The 19,648-nt window shown below is 68.7% G+C and carries 23 protein-coding genes; 12 read left to right on the top strand and 11 right to left on the bottom strand.

What is annotated here, in order from left to right; translation table 11 throughout:
- The first annotated feature begins 41 nt into the window (after positions 1-41).
- Entirely contained in the window at positions 42-2,057 is a 2,016-nt protein-coding gene (locus ACXJKJ_RS11710; RefSeq protein ID WP_457390212.1) for a DEAD/DEAH box helicase, read from the top strand.
- Positions 2,058-2,061: 4 nt separating this feature from the next.
- On the opposite strand, the gene ACXJKJ_RS11705 is transcribed toward ACXJKJ_RS11710, so the two are convergent.
- From ACXJKJ_RS11705 to ACXJKJ_RS11685, 5 genes are all read right to left on the bottom strand, one after another.
- Positions 2,062-2,421, bottom strand: a complete 360-nt coding sequence (locus ACXJKJ_RS11705; protein WP_056198641.1) for a RidA family protein — start codon at positions 2,419-2,421, stop codon at positions 2,062-2,064.
- Entirely contained in the window at positions 2,418-3,086 is a 669-nt protein-coding gene (gene plsY / locus ACXJKJ_RS11700) for a glycerol-3-phosphate 1-O-acyltransferase PlsY (protein WP_457390211.1), read from the bottom strand. The genes ACXJKJ_RS11705 and plsY overlap by 4 nt, the downstream gene beginning before the upstream one ends.
- 30 nt (positions 3,087-3,116) lie before the next feature.
- Positions 3,117-3,428: a hypothetical protein gene (locus ACXJKJ_RS11695; RefSeq protein ID WP_082532724.1), complete on the bottom strand. Its 312-nt coding sequence runs from the start codon at positions 3,426-3,428 to the stop codon at positions 3,117-3,119.
- 77 nt (positions 3,429-3,505) lie between these two features.
- Complete coding sequence (locus tag ACXJKJ_RS11690) at positions 3,506-3,979, bottom strand: MgtC/SapB family protein (protein WP_457354353.1); 474 nt, start codon at positions 3,977-3,979, stop codon at positions 3,506-3,508.
- Between the two features lie 36 nt (positions 3,980-4,015).
- Positions 4,016-4,504 carry an aminoacyl-tRNA deacylase gene (locus ACXJKJ_RS11685; RefSeq protein WP_457390210.1) on the bottom strand — a complete coding sequence of 163 codons (489 nt, stop codon included), beginning with the start codon at positions 4,502-4,504 and terminating at the stop codon, positions 4,016-4,018.
- Between the two features lie 91 nt (positions 4,505-4,595).
- Here ACXJKJ_RS11685 and ACXJKJ_RS11680 point away from each other — a divergent pair, with 91 nt between their 5' ends.
- Genes ACXJKJ_RS11680 through ACXJKJ_RS11665 form a run of 4 tightly spaced genes read left to right on the top strand, consistent with a single transcriptional unit; the run spans position 4,596 to position 6,765 of the window.
- Entirely contained in the window at positions 4,596-5,144 is a 549-nt protein-coding gene (locus tag ACXJKJ_RS11680; protein ID WP_457390209.1) for a DUF2975 domain-containing protein, read from the top strand.
- Positions 5,144-5,371: a helix-turn-helix domain-containing protein gene (locus ACXJKJ_RS11675; RefSeq protein ID WP_056198653.1), complete on the top strand. Its 228-nt coding sequence runs from the start codon at positions 5,144-5,146 to the stop codon at positions 5,369-5,371. The genes ACXJKJ_RS11680 and ACXJKJ_RS11675 overlap by 1 nt, the downstream gene beginning before the upstream one ends.
- 14 nt (positions 5,372-5,385) lie before the next feature.
- Positions 5,386-6,105: a hypothetical protein gene (locus ACXJKJ_RS11670; RefSeq protein ID WP_056198656.1), complete on the top strand. Its 720-nt coding sequence runs from the start codon at positions 5,386-5,388 to the stop codon at positions 6,103-6,105.
- 3 nt (positions 6,106-6,108) lie between these two features.
- A complete protein-coding gene (locus tag ACXJKJ_RS11665; RefSeq protein ID WP_457390208.1) occupies positions 6,109-6,765 on the top strand; it encodes a hypothetical protein in 657 nt (218 codons plus the stop codon).
- Here the strand turns inward: ACXJKJ_RS11665 and ACXJKJ_RS11660 are convergent.
- From ACXJKJ_RS11660 to ACXJKJ_RS11650, 3 genes are all read right to left on the bottom strand, one after another.
- Positions 6,750-7,715 (bottom strand): helix-turn-helix domain-containing protein, encoded by a 966-nt coding sequence (locus tag ACXJKJ_RS11660; RefSeq protein WP_457390207.1) that lies wholly within the window; start codon positions 7,713-7,715, stop codon positions 6,750-6,752. The genes ACXJKJ_RS11665 and ACXJKJ_RS11660 overlap by 16 nt on opposite strands.
- Before the next feature lie 28 nt (positions 7,716-7,743).
- Positions 7,744-8,037 (bottom strand): hypothetical protein, encoded by a 294-nt coding sequence (locus ACXJKJ_RS11655; RefSeq protein WP_457390206.1) that lies wholly within the window; start codon positions 8,035-8,037, stop codon positions 7,744-7,746.
- 65 nt (positions 8,038-8,102) lie between these two features.
- Entirely contained in the window at positions 8,103-8,567 is a 465-nt protein-coding gene (locus ACXJKJ_RS11650) for a GyrI-like domain-containing protein (RefSeq protein WP_457390205.1), read from the bottom strand.
- A 163-nt stretch (positions 8,568-8,730) separates the two neighbouring features.
- Between ACXJKJ_RS11650 and ACXJKJ_RS11645 the strand changes: the two genes are divergently transcribed.
- From ACXJKJ_RS11645 to ACXJKJ_RS11635, 3 genes are all read left to right on the top strand, one after another.
- The gene (locus tag ACXJKJ_RS11645) at positions 8,731-9,231 is read left to right on the top strand and encodes a hypothetical protein (RefSeq protein ID WP_457390204.1); all 501 of its coding nucleotides are present in this window, start codon (positions 8,731-8,733) and stop codon (positions 9,229-9,231) included.
- Between the two features lie 45 nt (positions 9,232-9,276).
- A complete protein-coding gene (locus ACXJKJ_RS11640) occupies positions 9,277-9,909 on the top strand; it encodes a LysE family translocator (RefSeq protein ID WP_457390203.1) in 633 nt (210 codons plus the stop codon).
- 133 nt (positions 9,910-10,042) lie between these two features.
- Complete coding sequence (locus ACXJKJ_RS11635) at positions 10,043-11,206, top strand: ABC transporter substrate-binding protein (protein ID WP_457390202.1); 1,164 nt, start codon at positions 10,043-10,045, stop codon at positions 11,204-11,206.
- A gap of 21 nt (positions 11,207-11,227) precedes the next feature.
- Here ACXJKJ_RS11635 and ACXJKJ_RS11630 read toward each other — a convergent pair whose 3' ends face one another.
- Positions 11,228-13,003: an acyl-CoA synthetase gene (locus ACXJKJ_RS11630; RefSeq protein WP_457323664.1), complete on the bottom strand. Its 1,776-nt coding sequence runs from the start codon at positions 13,001-13,003 to the stop codon at positions 11,228-11,230.
- A gap of 240 nt (positions 13,004-13,243) precedes the next feature.
- A complete protein-coding gene (locus tag ACXJKJ_RS11625) occupies positions 13,244-13,783 on the bottom strand; it encodes a GNAT family N-acetyltransferase (protein WP_200955294.1) in 540 nt (179 codons plus the stop codon).
- A 15-nt stretch (positions 13,784-13,798) separates the two neighbouring features.
- Between ACXJKJ_RS11625 and ACXJKJ_RS11620 the strand changes: the two genes are divergently transcribed.
- Entirely contained in the window at positions 13,799-14,719 is a 921-nt protein-coding gene (locus tag ACXJKJ_RS11620; protein WP_457390201.1) for an alpha/beta fold hydrolase, read from the top strand.
- Positions 14,716-15,504 (top strand): substrate-binding periplasmic protein, encoded by a 789-nt coding sequence (locus tag ACXJKJ_RS11615; protein ID WP_457390199.1) that lies wholly within the window; start codon positions 14,716-14,718, stop codon positions 15,502-15,504. The genes ACXJKJ_RS11620 and ACXJKJ_RS11615 overlap by 4 nt, the downstream gene beginning before the upstream one ends.
- Here the strand turns inward: ACXJKJ_RS11615 and ACXJKJ_RS11610 are convergent.
- A complete protein-coding gene (locus tag ACXJKJ_RS11610) occupies positions 15,485-15,736 on the bottom strand; it encodes a DUF4212 domain-containing protein (protein WP_457323661.1) in 252 nt (83 codons plus the stop codon). The genes ACXJKJ_RS11615 and ACXJKJ_RS11610 overlap by 20 nt on opposite strands.
- Positions 15,737-15,793: 57 nt before the next feature.
- Here ACXJKJ_RS11610 and prfB point away from each other — a divergent pair.
- Together prfB and pepN are read left to right on the top strand one after the other, a co-directional pair.
- A protein-coding gene (gene prfB / locus ACXJKJ_RS11605; protein ID WP_157281678.1) for a peptide chain release factor 2 occupies positions 15,794-16,898 on the top strand; the annotation gives its coding sequence in 2 pieces (ribosomal slippage) (positions 15,794-15,874 and positions 15,876-16,898; 1,104 coding nt in all).
- 84 nt (positions 16,899-16,982) lie between these two features.
- Entirely contained in the window at positions 16,983-19,646 is a 2,664-nt protein-coding gene (gene pepN, locus ACXJKJ_RS11600; RefSeq protein WP_457390198.1) for an aminopeptidase N, read from the top strand.
- Positions 19,647-19,648: the final 2 nt, after the last annotated feature.

Genomic DNA, 19,648 nt, shown 5'->3' with positions numbered 1-19,648 from the left:
AGGCCGCTACAGTGCCGCCTCCCCGAATCCGCCCCCCTGCAATGAGCCTCGCCGACCTCCGCGCGGCGCTGAACGCCGAGCTTTCGGCCACGCCCGAGTACTACGACTTCAAGGTGCTGCACAGCGAGCGCGACGGCGTGCTGTGGCGGGTGACGCTGGAGCCGGGCTATGTGTTCGCCGAGGGCCAGCGGCCGGGTGTGGCCTCGGCGCAGGCGCTGCTGGACGACAGCCTGGACGGCGCCTCTGCGTGGTGGGGCGCGCCGAGCAAAGGCGGCGCCAGCGTGCTGGCCGTGCTGGCCGAGGACGACCAGCTCGTGCTGCAGAACGCCAGCGGCCCGCCGCCGCCGGCCGGGCACCTGCTCCGCCTCTACCCGACGCGCTTCCTGAACGCCGTGGCCGATGCGTGGTGGGACACGCCCTGGGCCGAACAGGCGCTGGCCTGCCTGCCCGACCTGTCGAACCCACAACCTCTGCACGGCGGCACGGCATTGACCGGCGAGCCCTTCCGCTGGATGCGCCCGGCGCAACGCGCAGCGCTGGCGCTGGCGGGCCACAGCAGCGGCTTTCTGTGGGGGCCACCGGGCACGGGCAAAACGACGACGCTGGGCGTGCTGCTGGCCGAGTACCTGGACCGCCACCCGCACGCCCGCGTGCTGCTGCTGTCCACCACCAACCAGGCCGTGGACCAGGCCACGCTGGCCGTCGACAAGGCCTTGCACAAGGGCCGCCGCGAGCACCTGCGCGCCGAAGTGCAGCGCCTGGGCACACGCTTCAACGCCGCGGCCTACGAAGGCCGCGAGCACCTGATTCCGACGCAGGACCGCGATCTCATCACCCGCCTGGCCCGTGCCGAAGGCCAGCGGCCATCAGCCCGTGATGCGCTCGCGCTCAAGGCCTGGGCCGACCGCGTCGCCGCACTGCGCGACGAGCTGCGCGCCGCTTCGCTGAAGGTACTGCTACGCTGCCGCCTGGCCAGCATGACGACGACGCGCGCAGCCTTCACGCTGAAGACGCTGCGCGAGCTGCAGCCCGATGGCGAACCGCCCTTCGACCTGCTGGTGTTCGACGAAGCCAGCCAGGTGAGCCTGGCGCATGCCCTCGTGCTGATGCCGCTGGGCCGCGCCCGGCTGTTTGCGGGTGACCCCCAGCAGCTGTCGCCCGTGCTGCGCAGCGACGACCGTCTGGCCCGGCGCTGGCTGGGCCGCTCGGCGTTTACGGAGATGCCGCGCGGGCCGTCCGTCGCGCTGCTGGACGAACAGTCGCGCATGGCGCCGCCGATCGGCGAGCTGGTCAGCCAGCTGTTCTACGACGGCGCGCTGCGCGTGGCGGCAGACGCCGAGGCTTCGGCCAGCTGGCAGGCTGCTCGCCAACGCAGTTTGGGCGACATCGGCGCCAACGTGCATGTGCATGTCCACCATCTGAAGACGGATGGCGGCTGGTCGGCCGCGGAGCGCGGGCCGGTGCGGCGCGAGTCGGCCGAAGCCATTGCAGAGTTGGTGGAGCGTGCGCTGGCCAGCGGCTCATGGCAGGCCGAGGAGCTGATCGTGCTGACGCCGTTCCGTGCGCAGCGGGCACTGATCCGTCAGCGGCTGCGCGCGCGCGGCCTGCCCGAGGCGCTGCGGGTCAGCACCGTGCACCGCGCCCAGGGCAGCGAGGCGCCGGTGGTGCTGTTCGACCCCGCGGATGGCGCCCAGCCCTTCCTGCACGGCGACGAGGCACAGCGCCTGCTCAACGTCGCGCTGAGCCGGGCGCAGGCCAAGCTGGTGCTGTTCGTGTCGCCCGCCGATGCGGCCAGCCCGCTGCTGGCGCCGCTGGTGCAGCGGCTGCGCCTGGCCGGCGACACCCGGGACGCCCTGCCTCTGCAGGAACTGGCGCGCGAGCCGGGCTTTCCCGCCAATGCGCTGGGGCGGCGCGTGGCCGCCGGGCGGCAGGTGGGCGAGGTGGCGCGCATCAGCGCCGACGGGCGTCAGTTCTGGCTGATCAACGCACGCACCGGGGCGGAGCAGCTGATCGACGCGGAGTTCTGGCGCCGGCGCGCACAGGGCGCACCGGCGTAGCCCTTCAGACCGCCGCCGTGATGACGATCTCCACCTTCCACTCCGGCCGCGCCAGGCCGGCGATGACGGTGGCGCGCGGCGGCGTGTGGCCGGCCGACACCCAGGCGTCCCAGGCGGCGTTCATGCCGGGGAAGTCGGCGCGGTCAGCCAGGTAGATCTGGGCGCGCAGGATGCGGCTCTTGTCGGTACCGGCGCGCTCCAGCAGCTTGTCGATGGCGGCCAGCACCTGGGCCGTCTGGCCGGTGGCGTCGGCGCTGGCGTCCTCGGGCACCTGGCCGGCCAGATAGGCGACGCCGTTGTACACGGCCATCTCCGACAGGCGGGCGCCGATGTCGAAACGTTCAACGGGGGTGGAGGCGGTCATGCTTTCTTCCGGTGCTTGGTGGATTTGACGGGATGCGATGCCGGCACAGCTTTCTCTGCCTTGTGCCCGAGCTTGCTCTCGGTGCCGGCCAGCAATTTCTTGATGTTGGCCGAGTGGCGCCACACCAGCAGCAAGCCCATGATGATCAGGGCCAGCGCGGCCGGGCCGGCTTCCCAAATGAGCAACTGATACATCGGCGCGAAGGCGGCCGACACGATGGCGGCCAGGGACGAATAGCGGCTGAACCAGGCAATGATGAGCCAGGTCGCCAGCGTCGCAACCCCTAGCAGGGGGTTGAGCCCGAAGATGACGCCGGCCGCCGTGGCCACACCCTTGCCGCCCTGGAACCTGAAGAACACCGGCCACAGATGGCCAAGGAAGGCCGTCAGGCCCACCAGCGCCGCCGTGCCCTCGCCAAGGCCGTACCTGGGGCCCCAGCTCAGCACGGCCAGCACGGGGAGATAACCCTTGAGCGCATCGAACACCAGCGTCAGGATGGCCGCGGCCTTGTTGCCCGAGCGCAGCACGTTGGTGGCGCCAGGGTTGCCCGAGCCATAGGAGCGCGGGTCCGACAGGCCCATGGCGCGGCTGACGATGACGGCAAAGGACAGCGAGCCGACAAGGTAGCCGACGAGGGCGGCCAGCAGGGGGAGGACGGTTTGCATGGGGCGGCATTGTCGTGCAGCCCGGCCGTGTCAATGCTGCCGGGCCCGCCACCAGACCTGCAGCCGCCGCCCCTGCTCCAGCAGGAACAGGATGAAGCGCCCCACCGGCTTGCGCAGGAACGGCAGGTCCTCCGCCAGCAACAGCAGTCCCAGCGGCAACCATTCGATGCCGATGATGGGCAGAAACCAGAACACCGACGCGGCGATGCACAGCAGGCCAGCCGGGATGCGCACCCACACCGCCCGGGGGCTGTGCAACCAAGCCAGGCAGCGCGCGGCACGCCTGGGCAGCAGGGCCTCCAGCTGGGAGTACGCCAGGTCCAGCGTCTCGCGACCGTTCATGGCGGAGGTTCGCGTCGACATCGAAGGCAGTTTCGCGAGCGCCCGCCAGGCATCCCGTAGGACGAGACCGCGAACGCTCAGCGCCTGCCCCGGCCGACCAGCCGCGGCAGCACCGCAAGAACCGCCAGGGCCAGCAGCGCGCTGATCAGCGCCGTCGTCTCCCGGCCCAGGCCGCAGGCCACGCCGATCGCTGCCGTCATCCAGATGCCGGCCGCCGTCGTCAGGCCCTGGGTGTCTTCCTCGGTGCGGTGCTTGATGATGGCCCCGGCGCCGAGGAAGCCGATGCCGGTGACGATGCCCTGGATGACCCGGCTCATGTCGGCCACGGACATGCCGCCGAGCTGCGGCACCAGCACGAACAAGGCAGCGCCCATGGCCACCAGCATGTGTGTGCGGATGCCGGCCGCCTTGCCCTTTTGCTCGCGCTCATAACCGAGCACACCACCCAGCAGCGCCGCGAGCAGCAGCCGCGTCGTGAGGCGGGTGACCTGCTCCACATCGGGCGCATCAGAGAACTCGGACTGCAGGGTCTGGAGGACGGTGGCCCACATGGCCGCCTGCCTGGCAAGCCGCGCGCCCGCGCCGGTTCAGTTCGCGCAGGTCACCGGCCGCGCATCCAGCAGCTCGGTCAGGACCTTTGGCTCGATGCCGACGAGGTAGCCGCGCCGGCCGCCGTTGATGCAGATCTTCGGCAACACCAGGATCGAAGCCTCGACAAACACCGGCATGGCCTTGCGCACGCCGAACGGCGAGGTGCCGCCGACCTGGTAGCCGCTGTGGCGCTGCGCCACTTCGGGCTTGCAGGGCTCGACCTTCTTGCAGGGGATCTGCCGTGCCAGCTCCTTCAGGCTGACCGTGCAGTCGCCATGCATCAACACGATCAGCGGCTCGGCCTTCTCGTCCTGCATGACCAGGGTCTTCACGACGGCGTGCTCCTCGACGCCCAGCTGCTTGGACGACTCGGCCGTGCCGCCGTGCTCGACGTAGTCGTAGACGTGCTCGGTGAAGGCGACGCCGGCACGCTTCAGCGCCTGGGTTGCCGGGGTTTCGCTGACATGGGCGGTCTTCTTGCTCATCCCTTCATTCTCGGGGACTGGGACAACTTACTCCATCACAGCAAGCAATTATTGTTTTACAGTAAGTTTTTCGTGTTTGCCCCAGGCCACCATGCCCGACTCCTTTTCCGCCGACGGCCTGCGCCGCATCCGCCGCCTGGCCTGGGTCGTGCGGCTGCTCTGCCTGTTCGGCGTCGTCGTCATCGGTACGCTGCCCTTCATCTTCTGGGCCGAGGCCGATTGGGTGGCTGACGTGGCGGCGCGCACCTGGAACCTCAGTCGCATACAGCTCGACATGGGCACGCGGCTGTGGGGCCTTGCAGCCTCCATGCTGCCCACGCTGGCAAGCCTGTTCGCGCTGTGGCAGATGTGGTCGCTGTTCGGCTGCTTCGCCCAGGGCGAGTTGCTGGCGCGCCGGCCGGCCCAGCATCTGCGCCGCCTCGGCCTGGGCTTGTGCGCCCTGGCAGCCGCCCAGCCGCTGGGCCAGACGCTGGCCATCCTCGCGCTGACCTGGGGCAACCCCAAGGGCGAGCGCCAGCTGTGGTTCGGCCTGTCGGGTGATCACTATCTCGCCTTGCTCTTCGGCCTGCTGCTGCTGGCCCTGGCCCAAGTGCTGCACGAAGCCGCGCGAGTCGCCGACGAGAACGCCGAGTTCGTCTGATGCCCATCGTCGTCACCCTCGACGTCATGCTCGCGCGCCGCAAGATGCGCTCGCGCGAGCTGGCGGAGCGCGTGGGCATCACCGAGGCGAACCTGTCCCTGCTCAAGAGCGGCAAGGTGCGCGGCGTGCGCTTCGACACGCTGGCGCGCATCTGCGACGCCCTGCAATGCCAGCCGGGCGATCTGCTCGCCTGGGAACCCGGCCCCGAGCCGCCCGAAGAACCCTGACCTGCTTCCTGCCCATGCGCTTTCTGATCCCTTGCCTGCTGCTCGCAGCCTGCGCCGCCCACGCGCAGACCGAAGTCCTGCCGCCCGTCCAGACCGACCTCAAGCGCGACAAGAGCGTGCTGCCCTATGCGCGCATCAACGAGCTGCTGACCAAGCTGAGCAAGCACGGCGAGGGGCTGTTCCGCATGGACTTCAAGGTCGACGCCGAGAAGACCAAACTGCCTCTGCCTGAGCTACGCATGGTGGTGCGAAGCGACGAGGCCGACCACCCGATCCCGGTCGACGGCGAGGGCCGCTTCGACCTGCCCCTGCTGCCCGAGGCCGAGGCCAGGACGGCCGACTTCGCGACCAACGCGCCCAAGGGCCAGATGGCCGTGCGCGGCACCATCGAGCTGACCGTTCCGCCCGAACAGCTGACGATGGCCAAGGTGCGCCAGACCTTGCGCGTCGCGCGCACATTGCGCGAGGAACTGCTGCCTTGGTACTTGCGYTGGCTGTTCCCGCGCATCGAAGCCGTGCGCGTGTGCTCGGCCACGCCCACCTGGGAGCTGGAGTGGCGTGAGAGTGGCCAACTGCTCGGCTTGCCGCTGCCTCAGGCAGTGGGCGAGCGCGACCCAGACGCCAAGCCCGGCGAGAAGGGCCGCCCCTGCACATTGCTGACCGGCCAGGAGAGCTGGCCCGACGCGGCCCGGCTGCTGCCACCGGCCAGCAGCAAGCTCAGCGTCAAGCTGTAAGGCATGAACCACCGCTGGATCGCGCGCGGCCTGGTTGGCGGGCTGCACCTGGCCTTGCTGGCCGCGCTGTGGCTGCACCGGCCGCCACCGCTGCACCACCCCGGCGAGCGGCGCGTGACGACGGTGCGCCTGCTGGCGCCACGCCTGCAGCAGGCGCCGCCGCCTGCGCCGTCCATCGCCCCAGTGCCGCGCAAGCCGGAGCCCGAGCTTCCCGACATCGCGCCCCTGCCCTTCAGGACCGAGGCGCCTGGCGCCGCCATCCCTGCGYCCACCGCGCCGGCCGAAACCGTTCCTGCCACCACGGCACCGGCCGAGCCGCCACGCACGGCGCTGCGCTTGACTCTGCCGCCCGGCTATGCCGCGTCGTCAGCCGCCGCACGCAACCCGGCGCTGAGCGACCCGCGCAGCAACACGGCGCGGCCGACGTTCGAGGACCGCATCGCTGACGCCACCGGCGGGGCAGGCGCCTGGGTCGAGGAAAGCACCGGCGAGAACCGCTCCCAGGCTGTCGGCGCACTCGGGGACCGCCGCACCGTCATGCGCCGCGGCAACACCTGCGTCGAAATCTTCCGCTCACGCATTGCCGACATGGACCAGTTCAACGGCAGCGTCGCCCCGCGGGCGATCGGCATGGTCGGCAAGCCCTACAAGTGCAAGTGAGCGGCATCGCGCAGCACCCGTCCGCTGGTGCCGCCGCGCCGCTTGAGCTGGCGAAACAGCGTCTGGCGTGAGCCCAGGCCGCTGCGCGCTGCGACCTCGTCCAGCGACAGCGCCGGGTCCTGCAGCAACCGCAACGCATGCTCGGTGCGCTGCCGCGCGAGCCAGGCCATGGGCGTGCAGCCCTGCAGCGCGCGGAAGCAACGCACGAAGTGGTATTTGGAAAGCCGCGCCACCGCGGCGATGGCGTCCAACGTCAGCGGCTCGGCATGGCAACTCAGCATGAAATCGGTCGCGTGGTCCAGGCGGGCGAGCAGCTCGGCATGCTGGCTTCGGCTCAACGCCGCCAGATGACCGCCACGGGAACGCCAGCCGGGCTCGGCTTCCAACATGCGCCACAACAGCGACTGCATGCGCTCCTCCAGCCAGGCTTCATCGCCGGCATCACCAAGCATCGCGCCCCGGCCGGCGAAGAGAGCGTCGCGCAGCTGGGTCAGCTCCTTATTCACTGCGCCATCAGCTGGGCGCAGATGCTCGGCAAACCCCGCTGCCAGCCGCCCGCCCTCGCCGTCGGCCGAGAGCGCCTCGTGCACGGTCTGGCGCGCCGCATGGGCGACCTCTGCGGCCATGCCGGGCCGGAAAAATACGCCAAAACTCAGCACCGGCTCGCAGCTGCGGATGCGCGCACCGTAGTGGCCGCCCTGGTTCAGGATCAGGCAGTGCTGCGCGTCGACACGCAGCCGCCGGCCCGGCAGCAGATAGTCCTCGCCTTCACCGCCCCAGGCCCGCTTGATGGACAGCGTCTGCGTGTGCGGCGGGAACTCGACGTCACGAGACCACCCCATGACGACGGCGTTCTCATGCCCCCAATGCTGCGCGAACCACTGCCGGAAGCCCGCGTTCGCGGCCGTCAGCGGCCGCGGCGCCAGGTCGGGCAGCTCGCGCAGGATCATGTGCGCGAGTCTAGGAGACTCGCCCGGCTTACCGCGGCCCGCTCGCTGCAGACGCAGCCGCGGTGCCGTCGCCGCCGCTGGGCTGCATGGGCCCTTGGCGCGCACCGCCCCCGTCCTGCCCGGCCGTCATCGCGCCCACGGCGGGCGGCGCCTGTGGGTGGTCGGAGGCGCCGCGCAGATCGGTGCTGGGCGCCACCTTGGGCAGCGGCTCGGCCGGAGGCGCAGGGGGCGGCGGCACCTCACGCCGGCAGGCGCCCAGCAAGGCCAGCACCAGCAAGGCCGGCAGCGCGAAGTTCAGGCGACGGATCGGCGGGGCGGGCATGGTTTGCTCCTTGGCTGAAAGCATGGCGACGCGGCCGCCGGGGCAATCCTCGTGCCCTGCCCCTTTCAACCCCCTTTGGCCTTGGGCGCCACCGGCACAAAGACCTCGACCGGCGATCCGGGTTCGTCAGGACAGAAGTCAGGGCCATAGCGCTCGAACAACGGGCCGGCGGCTTGGACGTATGCCGAAGCCGGCAGTTGGCGCTCGAAGATGTCGCCGAAGCCCTCTCCCAGCTTTGAAAACGGAAAGCTGAAAAACGCGTAGCGCCCGGCTGGCAACGTCAGCTTCGTCATGCCCGCCGGCACGGCGGCCGACGGCTCGACGGCCACGCAGGCGAGGTAGTCGAAGCCGGCGTTAGACTGGTTGTGCATGACGCCGTAGGTGGTCTTGGCCTCGGTGGCCGGCGTGATCTCGGGGATGCGGGCCACGAAGCGCGGCCACAGGGCCGGGATATCGGGCGACATCGGCGTCGTGCGGATCTGCAGGCCCACGACGGTGACGGCGGGTCGGTCAATGATCTGGAGTGGCATGGCGGTCCTCGAAGTTGCGAAACAGGGCACCCGCGGGAGTGCCCACGCTACGACGAACGGTGGGCGTCGTTTTCGACAAGCCGGTGTCGAGCAGCAATTTCTGCAACACCGCCACCTGCGCTGCACGCCTAGGCTGGCGACTTCATCACTGCCCACACCCGCCATGCGCCAGCTCCTTGCCGCTGCCCTGTTTGCCGCCCTGCTCTCGCCCGCCCAGGCCGCCACGCCGGCCGAGCTGTTTGATTTCTGGGTCGGCGACTGGATCGTCACCTGGCAGAACGCCAACGGCAGCCCGGGCCAGGCTCGCAACCGTGTCGGCAAGATCCTCGACGGCCAGGTCATCGAGGAGAACTTCGAAGGCGACCCGGCCACCGCGCCGCGGCTGCTGGGCCGCTCGCTGTCGGTACTCGACAAGGCCGGCGTCTGGCGCCAGGCCTGGGCCGACAACCAGGGCGGCTTCTTCGCGCTGACCGGCGGCAGCATCGGCGAGACCCGCTTCTTCGCGACCGATTTCAAGCCCGTGGGCGAGCAGCTCAAGGGCCAGCGCATGCGCTTCTACGACATCAAGCCCGACAGCTTCAACTGGGACTGGGAAGGCAGCAATGACGGCGGCAAGACCTGGGCACTGCTCTGGCGATTGCACTACCAGCGCGCACGGTCTTGAGGCCTTGCATAGACTGGCCGGATCGCCGCTCCATTCGCACGTTCTATGCCCTTCTCGACCTGGCTGCTGTTCTGCGGCGTCGCCCTGCTCGCCACCTTCTCACCTGGCCCCGGCGTGCTGCTGGCGATCTCCAATGCGATGGCCGTGGGGCCGCGGCACACGATGTTCAGCTCGCTGGGCAACGCAGCGGGGCTCTTCATCGTGTCGGGTGCGGCGACGGCAGGCATGGGCGCGCTGCTGGCGGTGTCCGCCTCGGCCTTCCTCGTCGTCAAATTCATCGGCGCCGGCTACCTGATCTATCTCGGCGTCAGGCAGTGGCGCAGCGCGCCGATGCGACTGGACGCCACAACGTCTATCAACCAGCCGACGACGCCGGCCAGGCTATTCCTGCAAGGCATGGGCGTGGCCGTCACCAACCCCAAGGCCATCCTGTTCTTCACAGCGCTGTTCCCCCAGTTCCTGACGCCCGGCCATTCATTGCTGCTGCAGACCCTGCTGCTGACCCTGACCTTCACCGTGCTGGCCCTGGTGTCACACGCGACCTATGTGGGCCTGTTCCGCTCGCTGCGCCGCTTCCTGACCGAGGCACGGCATCTGCGGCTGTTCAACCGCATCTCGGGCGGGCTCTTCGTGCTGCTGGGCCTGAGCCTGCTGAGATTGCGCAACCGCGCCGCCTGAACTGGCTCGTCTTCGCGGCCTGGAAGGGCATTCATTAAATCGATTCAGTTGACAACCAATTGATCGAAACCGGCTTTATCGGCTGATTTCGAATCAATAGAGTGCCGTCATCGACCATCCGCAAGGAGTTCCGATGAAAGCACGCGCCATCCCCCACCCCGACTCCGAGGTTGTCCGCCCGGCCGCCGGCACTGCCCTCGCGCGCAAGCTGGCATGGCTGGCGCTGGCCGTGTCGTTGGCGCCTGCCGCATCCCTGCCGGCACAAGCCCAGGCTGCGGCGCCCGCCACCGTCGGCGTCGAGCGCGACGGCGCCGGCCACACGCTGCAAGACCTTTACCAGGCCGCCTTGAAGGAAGGCGGCGCGCTGACGGTATACGCCGGCGGTGACGAGGTCACGCAGGGCTTTGGCATCAAGGCGGCCTTCGAGCGCCAGTTTCCCGGCATGAAGCTGAACCTCGTCGTCGACCTCAGCAAGTACCACGATGCACGCATCGAGGAGGAACTGCTGCGCAAGGACCTGAAGGTCGACGTCGCCCACCTGCAGACGCTGCACGATTTCGACGACTGGGCTGCGCGCGGCTTGCTGCTGCCGTACAAGCCGACGGGCTGGGACCACGTCCCGGCAGCCTACAAGGATCCGCAGGCGCGCTTCACGGGCCTGTTCATGCTGACCTTCGCGAACAGCTACAACAAGACCACGGTCACGGCAGAGAACGCGCCGCGCGACTATGCCGATTTCCTGAAGCCGGAGTTCAAGAACCGAATCGTCATCACCTACCCGCACGACGACGATGCGGTGCTGTACGTGTTCGACAAGATCGTCCAGAAGTACGGCATCGGCTTCATCGAGAAGCTGCAGGCCAACGGCGTGCAGTGGGTGCGCGGCACGCAGACGCCGCGCGACGCCGTCGAAGCCGGCAAGTACGCCGTGTCAACCGGGACGTCAGGCAACCTCGTGCCGGTGGAGTCGTCCAGCCTCCGCTTTGTGCTGCCGACCCGCGATCCCTTCCTGACCTGGGCGCAGACCGGCGCGATCTTCAAGGATGCGAAGCATCCCGCCGCAGCGAAGCTGTACGTCAGCTGGACGCTGTCGCTGCCGGTGGCCTCGAACCCGCAGCGGTTCCCGATCCGCGACGATGTCGCGCCGCCAACCGGCTACCAGTCGATCGACAAATACAACACCAGCCCCGAGGACTTCCGCGCCTTCATGCGTGACCGTGCGCGGGTCGAGCGGCTCAAAAGCCTGTTCGAACGCCTGATCGGGCCGGTGCAAGGCATTTCACCCCTGAAGGACTGAACCCCGGCGGCGCCGGCAGCGCTACGGCGACGCCGTGCCGGCCGTGGCCCGTTCCTGCTCGCGCAGCCGCAGCACGCGCCGCTGCACCTTCCCCGTCGTCGTCATCGGCAGCGCGGCGATGAACTCGATTTCCTTGGGGTACTCGTAGGGCGCCAGGCGCGCCTTCACATGGGCCTGCAGGGCCTCCACCAGCGCGGTGCTGCCAGCATGGCCCTCGGCCAGCACGACATAGGCCTTCACCAGCGCGCCGCGCTCCGCATCCGGCTTGGGCACGACGGCCGCATTCGCCACGGCCGCATGCTTGAGCAGGCAGTTCTCGATCTCGCCGGGGCCGATGCGATAGCCCGCCGCCTTGAAGACGTCGTCCGCCCGGCCTTCGTACCAGAGCGTGCCGTCCCGGTCGCTGCGGGCGAGGTCGCCAGTGCGGCACCAGTCACCCGTGAACTTGGCCTTCGTCGCGGCCTCGTTGTTCCAGTAGCCAAGGAAGAAGACGGGGTCGGGCGCGCCATGGCGGTCGCGCGCGTTCACGGCCACCTCACCGGTCTCGCCGGGCGCGCATTCCCGGCCCTCGTCATCGATGACCGCCACGCGGTGGCCCGGGTAGGCCCGGCCCATGCTGCCGGGTTTGGCCGGCCACAGGGCCTGGCAATTGCCGACGACGTAATTCATCTCCGTCTGGCCGAACATCTCGTTGACGGGCACACCCAGCGCATCGCGGCACCAGTTGAACACCGCGTCGCCAACGGCCTCGCCGGCGCTCATCAGTGCGCGCAGCTTCAGCGCATGGCGCTTCGGGCGAGGCTCGGCCTTCATCATGGCCTTGAGCGCCGTCGGGAACAGGAAGGCATGCGTGACGCCGTAGGCCGCCATCAGCTCGAAGGCCTTGGCAGCCGAGAAACGGCCTTGCCAGGCGACGATGGGGCGGCCGAAGTAGAGCGTAGGCAGCAAGGCGTCCATCAGGCCGCCGGTCCAGGCCCAGTCGGCAGGGCTCCAGAAGACGGCGTCCGTCTTCTGGAGCCCTTTGCTGGGCCGAGGCCCTTCATTGCCGCCCCCCATCTCCCGCTCCCTCTTCCCCAGGGAAGAGGGCCTGATCGTCTCAGTGACATCGGGAAATGGATCGAAACCGAACCAGTTCTGGCTGGCGACAAAGCCAGCCAGGTTGCCGATCAACGCCCGCTGTGGGATCAGTGCACCCTTGGGGTTGCCGGTGGTGCCGCTGGTGTAGATCAGGATGGCCGGGTCGTCGGCCTGAGTGGCCACTGGCTTGAAGCGCGCCTCCTCGGCCTGCAGGGCCTGCATCCACGGCAGCTCGTCGCAATCCACCGGGCATTCGCCCACGACCAGGATGCGGCGCAGCGCCGGGCAGCGCGCCTTGACCTCGCGCAGGGCCGGCAGGGCTTCGCAGGCGGCAATGGCGAGCACGGCACCGCTGTCCTGCAGCCGGTACTCCAGCGCCTCGGCGCCGAAAAGCATGGACAGTGGCATGGCGACCGCGCCAATCTGCTGGATCGCGATGTGGGCGACGGCCGTCTCGAAGCGCTGCGGCAGCACGATGGCCACACGATGGCCGCGGCGTACACCCTGGTCCAGCAGCGCGTTGGACAGCCGGTTGGCGGCCCGCTGCAATTGCGCGTAGCTGTAGTGGGCTCGGCAGCCGCTTTCGCTGTCGAAATAAATGGCCGTGGCGTTGGGCGTGTCGCGCGCCCAGCGCCCGCAGCAGGCCTCGGCGATGTTGAAGTCCTGGGGCACCTGCCAGCGAAAGGCGCCGTGCAGCTGCTCGTATCGGTCTTCCGCCATGGGCCACCCCCGGTTGGGACAAGGGGGCGAATGCTAGCCAGCCCGGCAATGCCCGGGCTAATGGATTGCACTGAGCAGGGAGCCCCTCGCCTGGTCTTGCCCGCTGGACGCGGCACGCCCAGTCGGTCCCCCAGGGGGACGGCGATGCTTGCCGGATCGACCGGCAAGCACATCGCCAGAGGGGCCGGCTAGGGAGCGGCCCGGCGCTCGGCCCCTAAAAGACGGACCGGCAGTGTCTGTTCAGAGGCCCAACCAGGCGGACGGCGACCACATGCTCGGCCGGTCGCCGTCGGCATAGCGCTCCAGCGCGTCGCCGGTCAGGCGGCAGATGCGCCACTCCGGCATGACGTCGGCGCCCAGGCCTTCATAGAAGCGGATGGCGTCCTCATTCCAGTCCAGCACCGTCCAGTCGAAACGGCCATAGCCGCGCTCGCAGGCTGTCTGGGCCAGCTCGATGATCAGCGCCTTGCCCAGGCCGCTGCGGCGGTGGGCTGGGCGCACATACAGATCTTCCAGATAGAGGCCGGGCTTGGCCAGGAAGGTCGAGAAGTTGGTATAGAACAGCGCAAAGGCGACCACCTCACCGTCCACCATGCCAACCAGGCACTCGGCCGCGGGAGCATCGCCAAACAGATGCGGCTCGAGCTTCTCTGGCGTGACTTGCAACAGATGGGTCAGGTTCTCGAACTCGGCGAGCTCGCTGATCAACTGGACGATGGCTTTCAGATCGCGCGGCTCGGCGGCGCGGATGTCGTGGCGGGGTGCGGGCATGGTGGCCATTGTCAGCGCACTGCCGTGTCCTACAGTGCGGATATGCCCGATGTCTATTCCCCGCGCCGCGCCCACCGCAGCGAATTTCTGATCCTGCGCGGCCTGCGCCATCACATCCTGCGCTGGGGTCAGCCCTTGCCGGGCCGCCCGCCCCTGGTCATGGTGCATGGGTGGATGGACGTCGGCGCGTCCTTCCAGTTCGTCGTCGACGCCCTGCAGCAGGAGCGCGAGATCATTGCGCTGGACTGGCGCGGCTTCGGCCTCAGCGCGACGACGGGTGCCGACAGTTACTGGTTCCCGGACTACCTCGGCGACCTCGACGCCCTGCTCGATGCGCTGAGCCCGGGCGCGCCGGTGGACCTGCTGGGCCACAGCATGGGCGGCAATGTGGCCATGAGCTATGCCGGGGTTCGCCCGCAGCGCATCCGTCGCCTCGTCAATCTCGAAGGCTTTGGCATGCCCGACATCTCGCCCGCCGCCGCGCCCGAGCGGCTGGCCAAATGGCTGGACGAGCTGAAGGACCCGCCCTCGCTGCGGCCCTATGCGACGCTGGCCGACGTGGCCGAGCGGTTGATGAAGAACAACCCCCGCCTGCCGGCGACCAAGGCCGCCTGGCTGGCCCAGCACTGGTCGCGTGAAACGCCCGAGGGCTTCCAGCTCAATGCCGACCCGGCCCACAAGCTGGCCAACCCCATGCTCTACCGCAAGGCCGAGGTGCTGGCCTGCTGGCAGCGCATCACCGCGCCCACGCTGTGGGTCGAGGGCAGCGACGACCAGCTGACGCGCTTCTGGGGCACTCGCTACCCGCGTGAAGACTTCGAGGCCCGCCTGGCCCTGGTGCCACAGCTGGAGAAGGCCGTGCTGCCGGACGCCGGCCACATGCTGCACCACGACCAACCCGAAGCGTTGGCCGCCGTGCTTGAGCCCTTCCTGTCGAAGACATGAGGCAGCCTGCCATCGGGTTGCTGCTCGCGCTGGCTGCCGCAGGCGCGCAGGCGGGCTGCTCGCGAGAACTCAGCGTCGGCATCTCCGACCTCGGCTATTCAGCCTTCCTGCGCGACGGCCATATCCAAGGCGTCGTGCCCGATCTGCTGGACGAGCTGGCCCGGCGCAGTGGCTGCAAGCTGACCCTGCGCTACGCGCCTCGTGCGCGCGTGCTGCTGGACTTCGAGCACGGCAGCATCGACGTGCTGACCTCGGCCATGCGCGCCGCCGACCGCGACCGGGTCGGGCACTTCCTGCCCTATGCCTTCACGGAACTGGATCTGATCGTCGCGTCGGAGCGCGGGCCGCGCTCGCTGGAGGCCTTTGTCGGCCGGCCCGACCTCAAGCTCGGTATCGTCCGAGGCGTGCGCGTAGGTGAGGTGCTGGAGGAACGGATCGCACCGCTGCTGGCCTCGCGACAGGCCGAGTATTCGCCCGACTTCAACAACCTGGCGGCCAAGCTGACGGCCGGGCGCATCCAGGCAGCCATCATTCCCAACATGATCCATGCCAAGCTCAAGCGGGATGGCGCACTGCCGGCGCACAGCATCGTCGTCGACCTGCCGGAGGCCGGCACCGAACCCATCGGCCTTTACCTGAACCGCACCACCGTCACCGAGGACGACGTTCAGCTGCTGCAGGCCCAGATCACCCTGCTGAGGCGCGAAGGCTGGATCCAGCAGCTCTACGCGCGCTACGTCGGCGAGGCCGAAGCCCGGCGCCTGTTCAGGACCGAGGCTCGCTGAACTCGGCCTCCAACTTGTCCATCTGTCTCGCGTAGACGATGACGATGGCGCAAAAGCCCAGCAGCGCACCCTGCGAGGCCAGCCAGAAGGCCAGCGGCCAGCCGAACACCTCGACGCTGAGTTCGCGCGCAAAGAACACAGGCACAAAACCGACGATTGCCCACGCCAGCAGCAACCACACCGTCAGGCGGCGGGTGCGGCGCCAATAGTCGTCGCGCAGCGGAGCTGTCATGGCGGCCATTCTCACCCATGAGAAAATCCGCGTTTCGCCAAGAACCAAGCGACCGTCATGGACATCGAACACATCAACCAAATCGGCAACAACCTGGCCGACCTCACAGCGCGTACCGACGCGCTAAGGGGGTATCTTTGACTTCGACCGCAAAGCACTGCGACTGAACGAGGTCAACGCCTCCCTCGAGAATCCCAACGTCTGGAACGACCAGAAGCGCGCCCAGGAACTGGGCAAGGAAAAGCGCACGCTGGAGGCCGTCGTCGACACGATCACGACGCTGACCAGCTCGCTGGCGGACAACACCGAGCTGTTCGAGATGAGCCGCGAGGAAGGCGACGAAGCCGGCATGCTGGCCATCGAACAGGACGCCGCCGCGCTGCAGGCCAAGGTCGAGGAACTCGAGTTCCGCCGCATGTTCAACAACCCGGCCGACCCGCTGAACTGCTTCATCGACATCCAGGCCGGCGCCGGCGGCACCGAAGCCTGCGACTGGGCCGGCATGCTGCTGCGCCAGTACCTGAAGTACTGCGAGCGCAAGGGCTTCAAGGCGACGCTGGAAGACGAGACGCCCGGCGACGTGGCAGGCCTCAAGAGCGCGACCATCAAGGTTGAGGGCGAGTACGCCTTCGGCCTGCTGCGCACCGAGACCGGCGTGCACCGCCTGGTGCGCAAGAGCCCGTTCGACAGCTCCGGCGGCCGCCACACCTCGTTCGCGTCGCTGTTTGTCTACCCCGAGGTGGATGACAGCATCGAGATCGACATCAACCCGGCCGACGTGCGCACCGACACCTTCCGCGCCTCGGGCGCTGGTGGCCAGCACATCAACAAGACCGACTCGGCCGTGCGCCTGACGCACATCCCGACCGGCATCGTCGTGCAGTGCCAGGACGGCCGCAGCCAGCACAGCAACCGCGACGTCGCCTGGAAGCGCCTGCGCTCGCGCCTGTACGACCATGAGATGCGCAAGCGCCAGGAAGAACAGCAGAAGCTGGAAGACACCAAGACCGACGTCGGCTGGGGCCACCAGATCCGCTCCTATGTGCTGGACCAGAGCCGCATCAAGGACCTGCGCACCAACTACGAAACGTCTGCCACGCAGAAGGTGCTGGACGGCGATCTCGACCCGTTCATCACGGAGTCGCTGAAACAGGGCGTTTGATGCCCTCCCTGAAGCACTGCGCGCCCGCGTTCCGGCTGGCGCGCAGCGCTTCGACTGAACTGACCGATTTCCAAGGAAGCCCCAATGCGTGAAGGCAATGCCACCCTGATCCAACGCCTGGACTACCAGCAACCGGCGTTCTGGATCCGCAAGGTCGACCTGACCTTCGATCTCGACCCGGCCAAGACCCTGGTCACCAGCAAGATGCAGATCGAGCGCAACCGCGCCGTGCCCCACGGCCCGCTGCGTTTGCACGGCGAGGAACTGAACCTGCTGCGCGTGCTGATCGACGGCGCGAGCGTCTCCTTCCGCCAGGAAGGTAACGAGCTCATCATCGAAGGCGCACCCGACGCCGACTTCGCGCTCGAGATCCGCAACACCACTTGCCCAGACAAGAACACGGCCCTCTCCGGCCTGTACACCTCGGGCGGCAGCTTCTTCACACAATGCGAGGCCGAGGGCTTCCGCCGCATCACCTATTTCCTGGACCGCCCCGACGTGATGGCCGTCTACACGGTCACGCTGCGCGCTAACGCCACCCTCTACCCGGTGCTGCTGTCCAACGGCAATCTGGTCGACAGCGGCACGCTCGACAACGGCCGCCACTTCGCCGTCTGGGCCGACCCCTTCCCCAAGCCCAGCTATCTGTTCGCCGTCGTCGCCGGCGACCTGGTGGCGCGCGAGCAGCGCATCCGCACCCGCGCCGGCAAGGACCACCTGCTGCAGGTCTACGTGCGCCGCGGCGACCTGGAGAAGACCGAGCATGCGATGAACTCGCTGATCGCCTCCATCGTCTGGGACGAGGCCCGCTTCGGCCTGCCGCTGGACCTGGAGCGCTTCATGGTGGTCGGCGTGTCCGACTTCAACATGGGCGCGATGGAGAACAAGGGCCTGAACATCTTCAACACCAGCGCCCTGCTCGCCTCGCCCGCCACCGCAACGGATGCGGACTTCAACCGCATCGAGTCCATCGTCGCCCACGAGTATTTCCACAACTGGACCGGCAACCGCGTCACTTGCCGCGACTGGTTCCAGCTGTCGCTCAAGGAAGGCCTGACCGTCTTCCGCGACCAGGAGTTCTCGATGGACATGGCCGGCACGCCGTCGGCCCGTGCCGTCTGCCGCATCCAGGACGTGCGCCAGCTGCGAGCCGCGCAGTTCCCCGAGGACAGCGGCGCCATGGCCCACCCGGTGCGCCCGGACAGCTACRGCGAGATCAACAACTTCTACACGGCCACCGTCTACGAGAAGGGCGCCGAGGTCGTGCGCATGTACCAGACGCTGGTCGGCCGCAAGGGCTTCGAGGCGGGCATGAAGCTCTACTTCGAGCGCCACGACGGCCAGGCCGTGACCTGCGACGACTTCGCGCAGGCGATTGCCGACGCCAACCCCGGCTCGGGCCTCGCTACGCGCCTGGACACTTTCAAGCGCTGGTACTCGCAGGCCGGCACGCCGCGCGTGACCGCCCGCGGCGAGCATGACGCCGCCGCCCGCACCTTCACGCTGCGCTTCACGCAGACCACACCCGCCACGCCGGGCCAGGGCGACAAGCAGCCCCAGGTGATCCCCATCGTCATGGGTCTGCTGGACCGCCACGGCGCCGCCCTGCCCGTGAACGCCCAGGGCGACACCGAGGGCGTGGTGGTACTGGACCAGGCCGAGCAGACCTTCATCTTCGAGAACATCGACAGCGAGCCCGTGCCCTCGCTGATGCGCGGCTTCTCGGCGCCGGTGGTGCTGGAGGACGGCCTGTCCGACGCCGGCCTGATCGTGCTGATGCGCCACGACAGCGACCCTTTCAACCGCTGGGAAGCCGGCCAGCGCCTGGCGCTGAACCGCATCCTGCATTCGCTGCGCGCGGGCCAGCCGCTGGTGCTGAGCCCCGTCTTCATCGACGCGATGCGGGTCCTGCTCAACCATCCCGAGCTGGACCCGGCCTTCAAGGAACTGGCCCTGACCCTGCCTGGCGAGGCCTATATCGCCGAGCAGCTCGACGTCGTCGACCCACAGGCCATCCACGCTGCCGTCATGGCCGCGCAAACCCAGCTCGCCGCCGCCCTGCGCGACGACTGGGCCGCGGCCTTCGAGGCCAACCAGATCAGCGGTGGTTACACGCCCGACCCGGTCTCGTCCGGCAAGCGGGCGCTGGCCAACCTGGCCCTGTCCATGCTCGTGCTGGATGCGCAGGCCACGGGCGACACCGTCTGGCCGGGCAAGGCCTACCAGCGCTTCAAGGACGCGTCCAACATGACCGAGCGTCTCGGCGCGCTGGCCGCCCTGGTGAACGCAAACGCCGAGCTGGCCGCACCGGCCCTGCAGCGCTTCCACGCGCTGTTCAAGGACGATGCGCTGGTGGTCGACAAGTGGTTCTCGCTCCAGGCGCGCGCGCCCGAGGCCGATGGCCGTGTGTTCGCGCGTGCCAAGGCGCTGACCAAGCATGCCGACTTCACACTCAAGAACCCGAACCGCGCGCGCAGCCTGTTGGCCTCGCTGTACATGTTCAACCCGGCTGCGTTCCACCGCGCCGACGCGGCCGGCTATGTGTTCTGGGCCGAACAGGTGCTCGCCATCGACGCCATCAACCCGCAATTGGCCAGCCGCCTCGCCCGCGCGATGGACCGTTGGGCCGTGCTGGCCGAGCCCTACCGCAGCGCCGCCCGCGAGGCCGTCGCGCGCGTTGCCGCCAAGCCTGATCTGTCGAGCGACGTGCGCGAGATCGTCGAACKCGCGCTGGCCTCGGGAGGCTGATC

The organism is Roseateles sp. P5_E1 (genome assembly GCF_054049335.1).
This window is presented reverse-complemented; position numbering and strand designations above follow the sequence as displayed.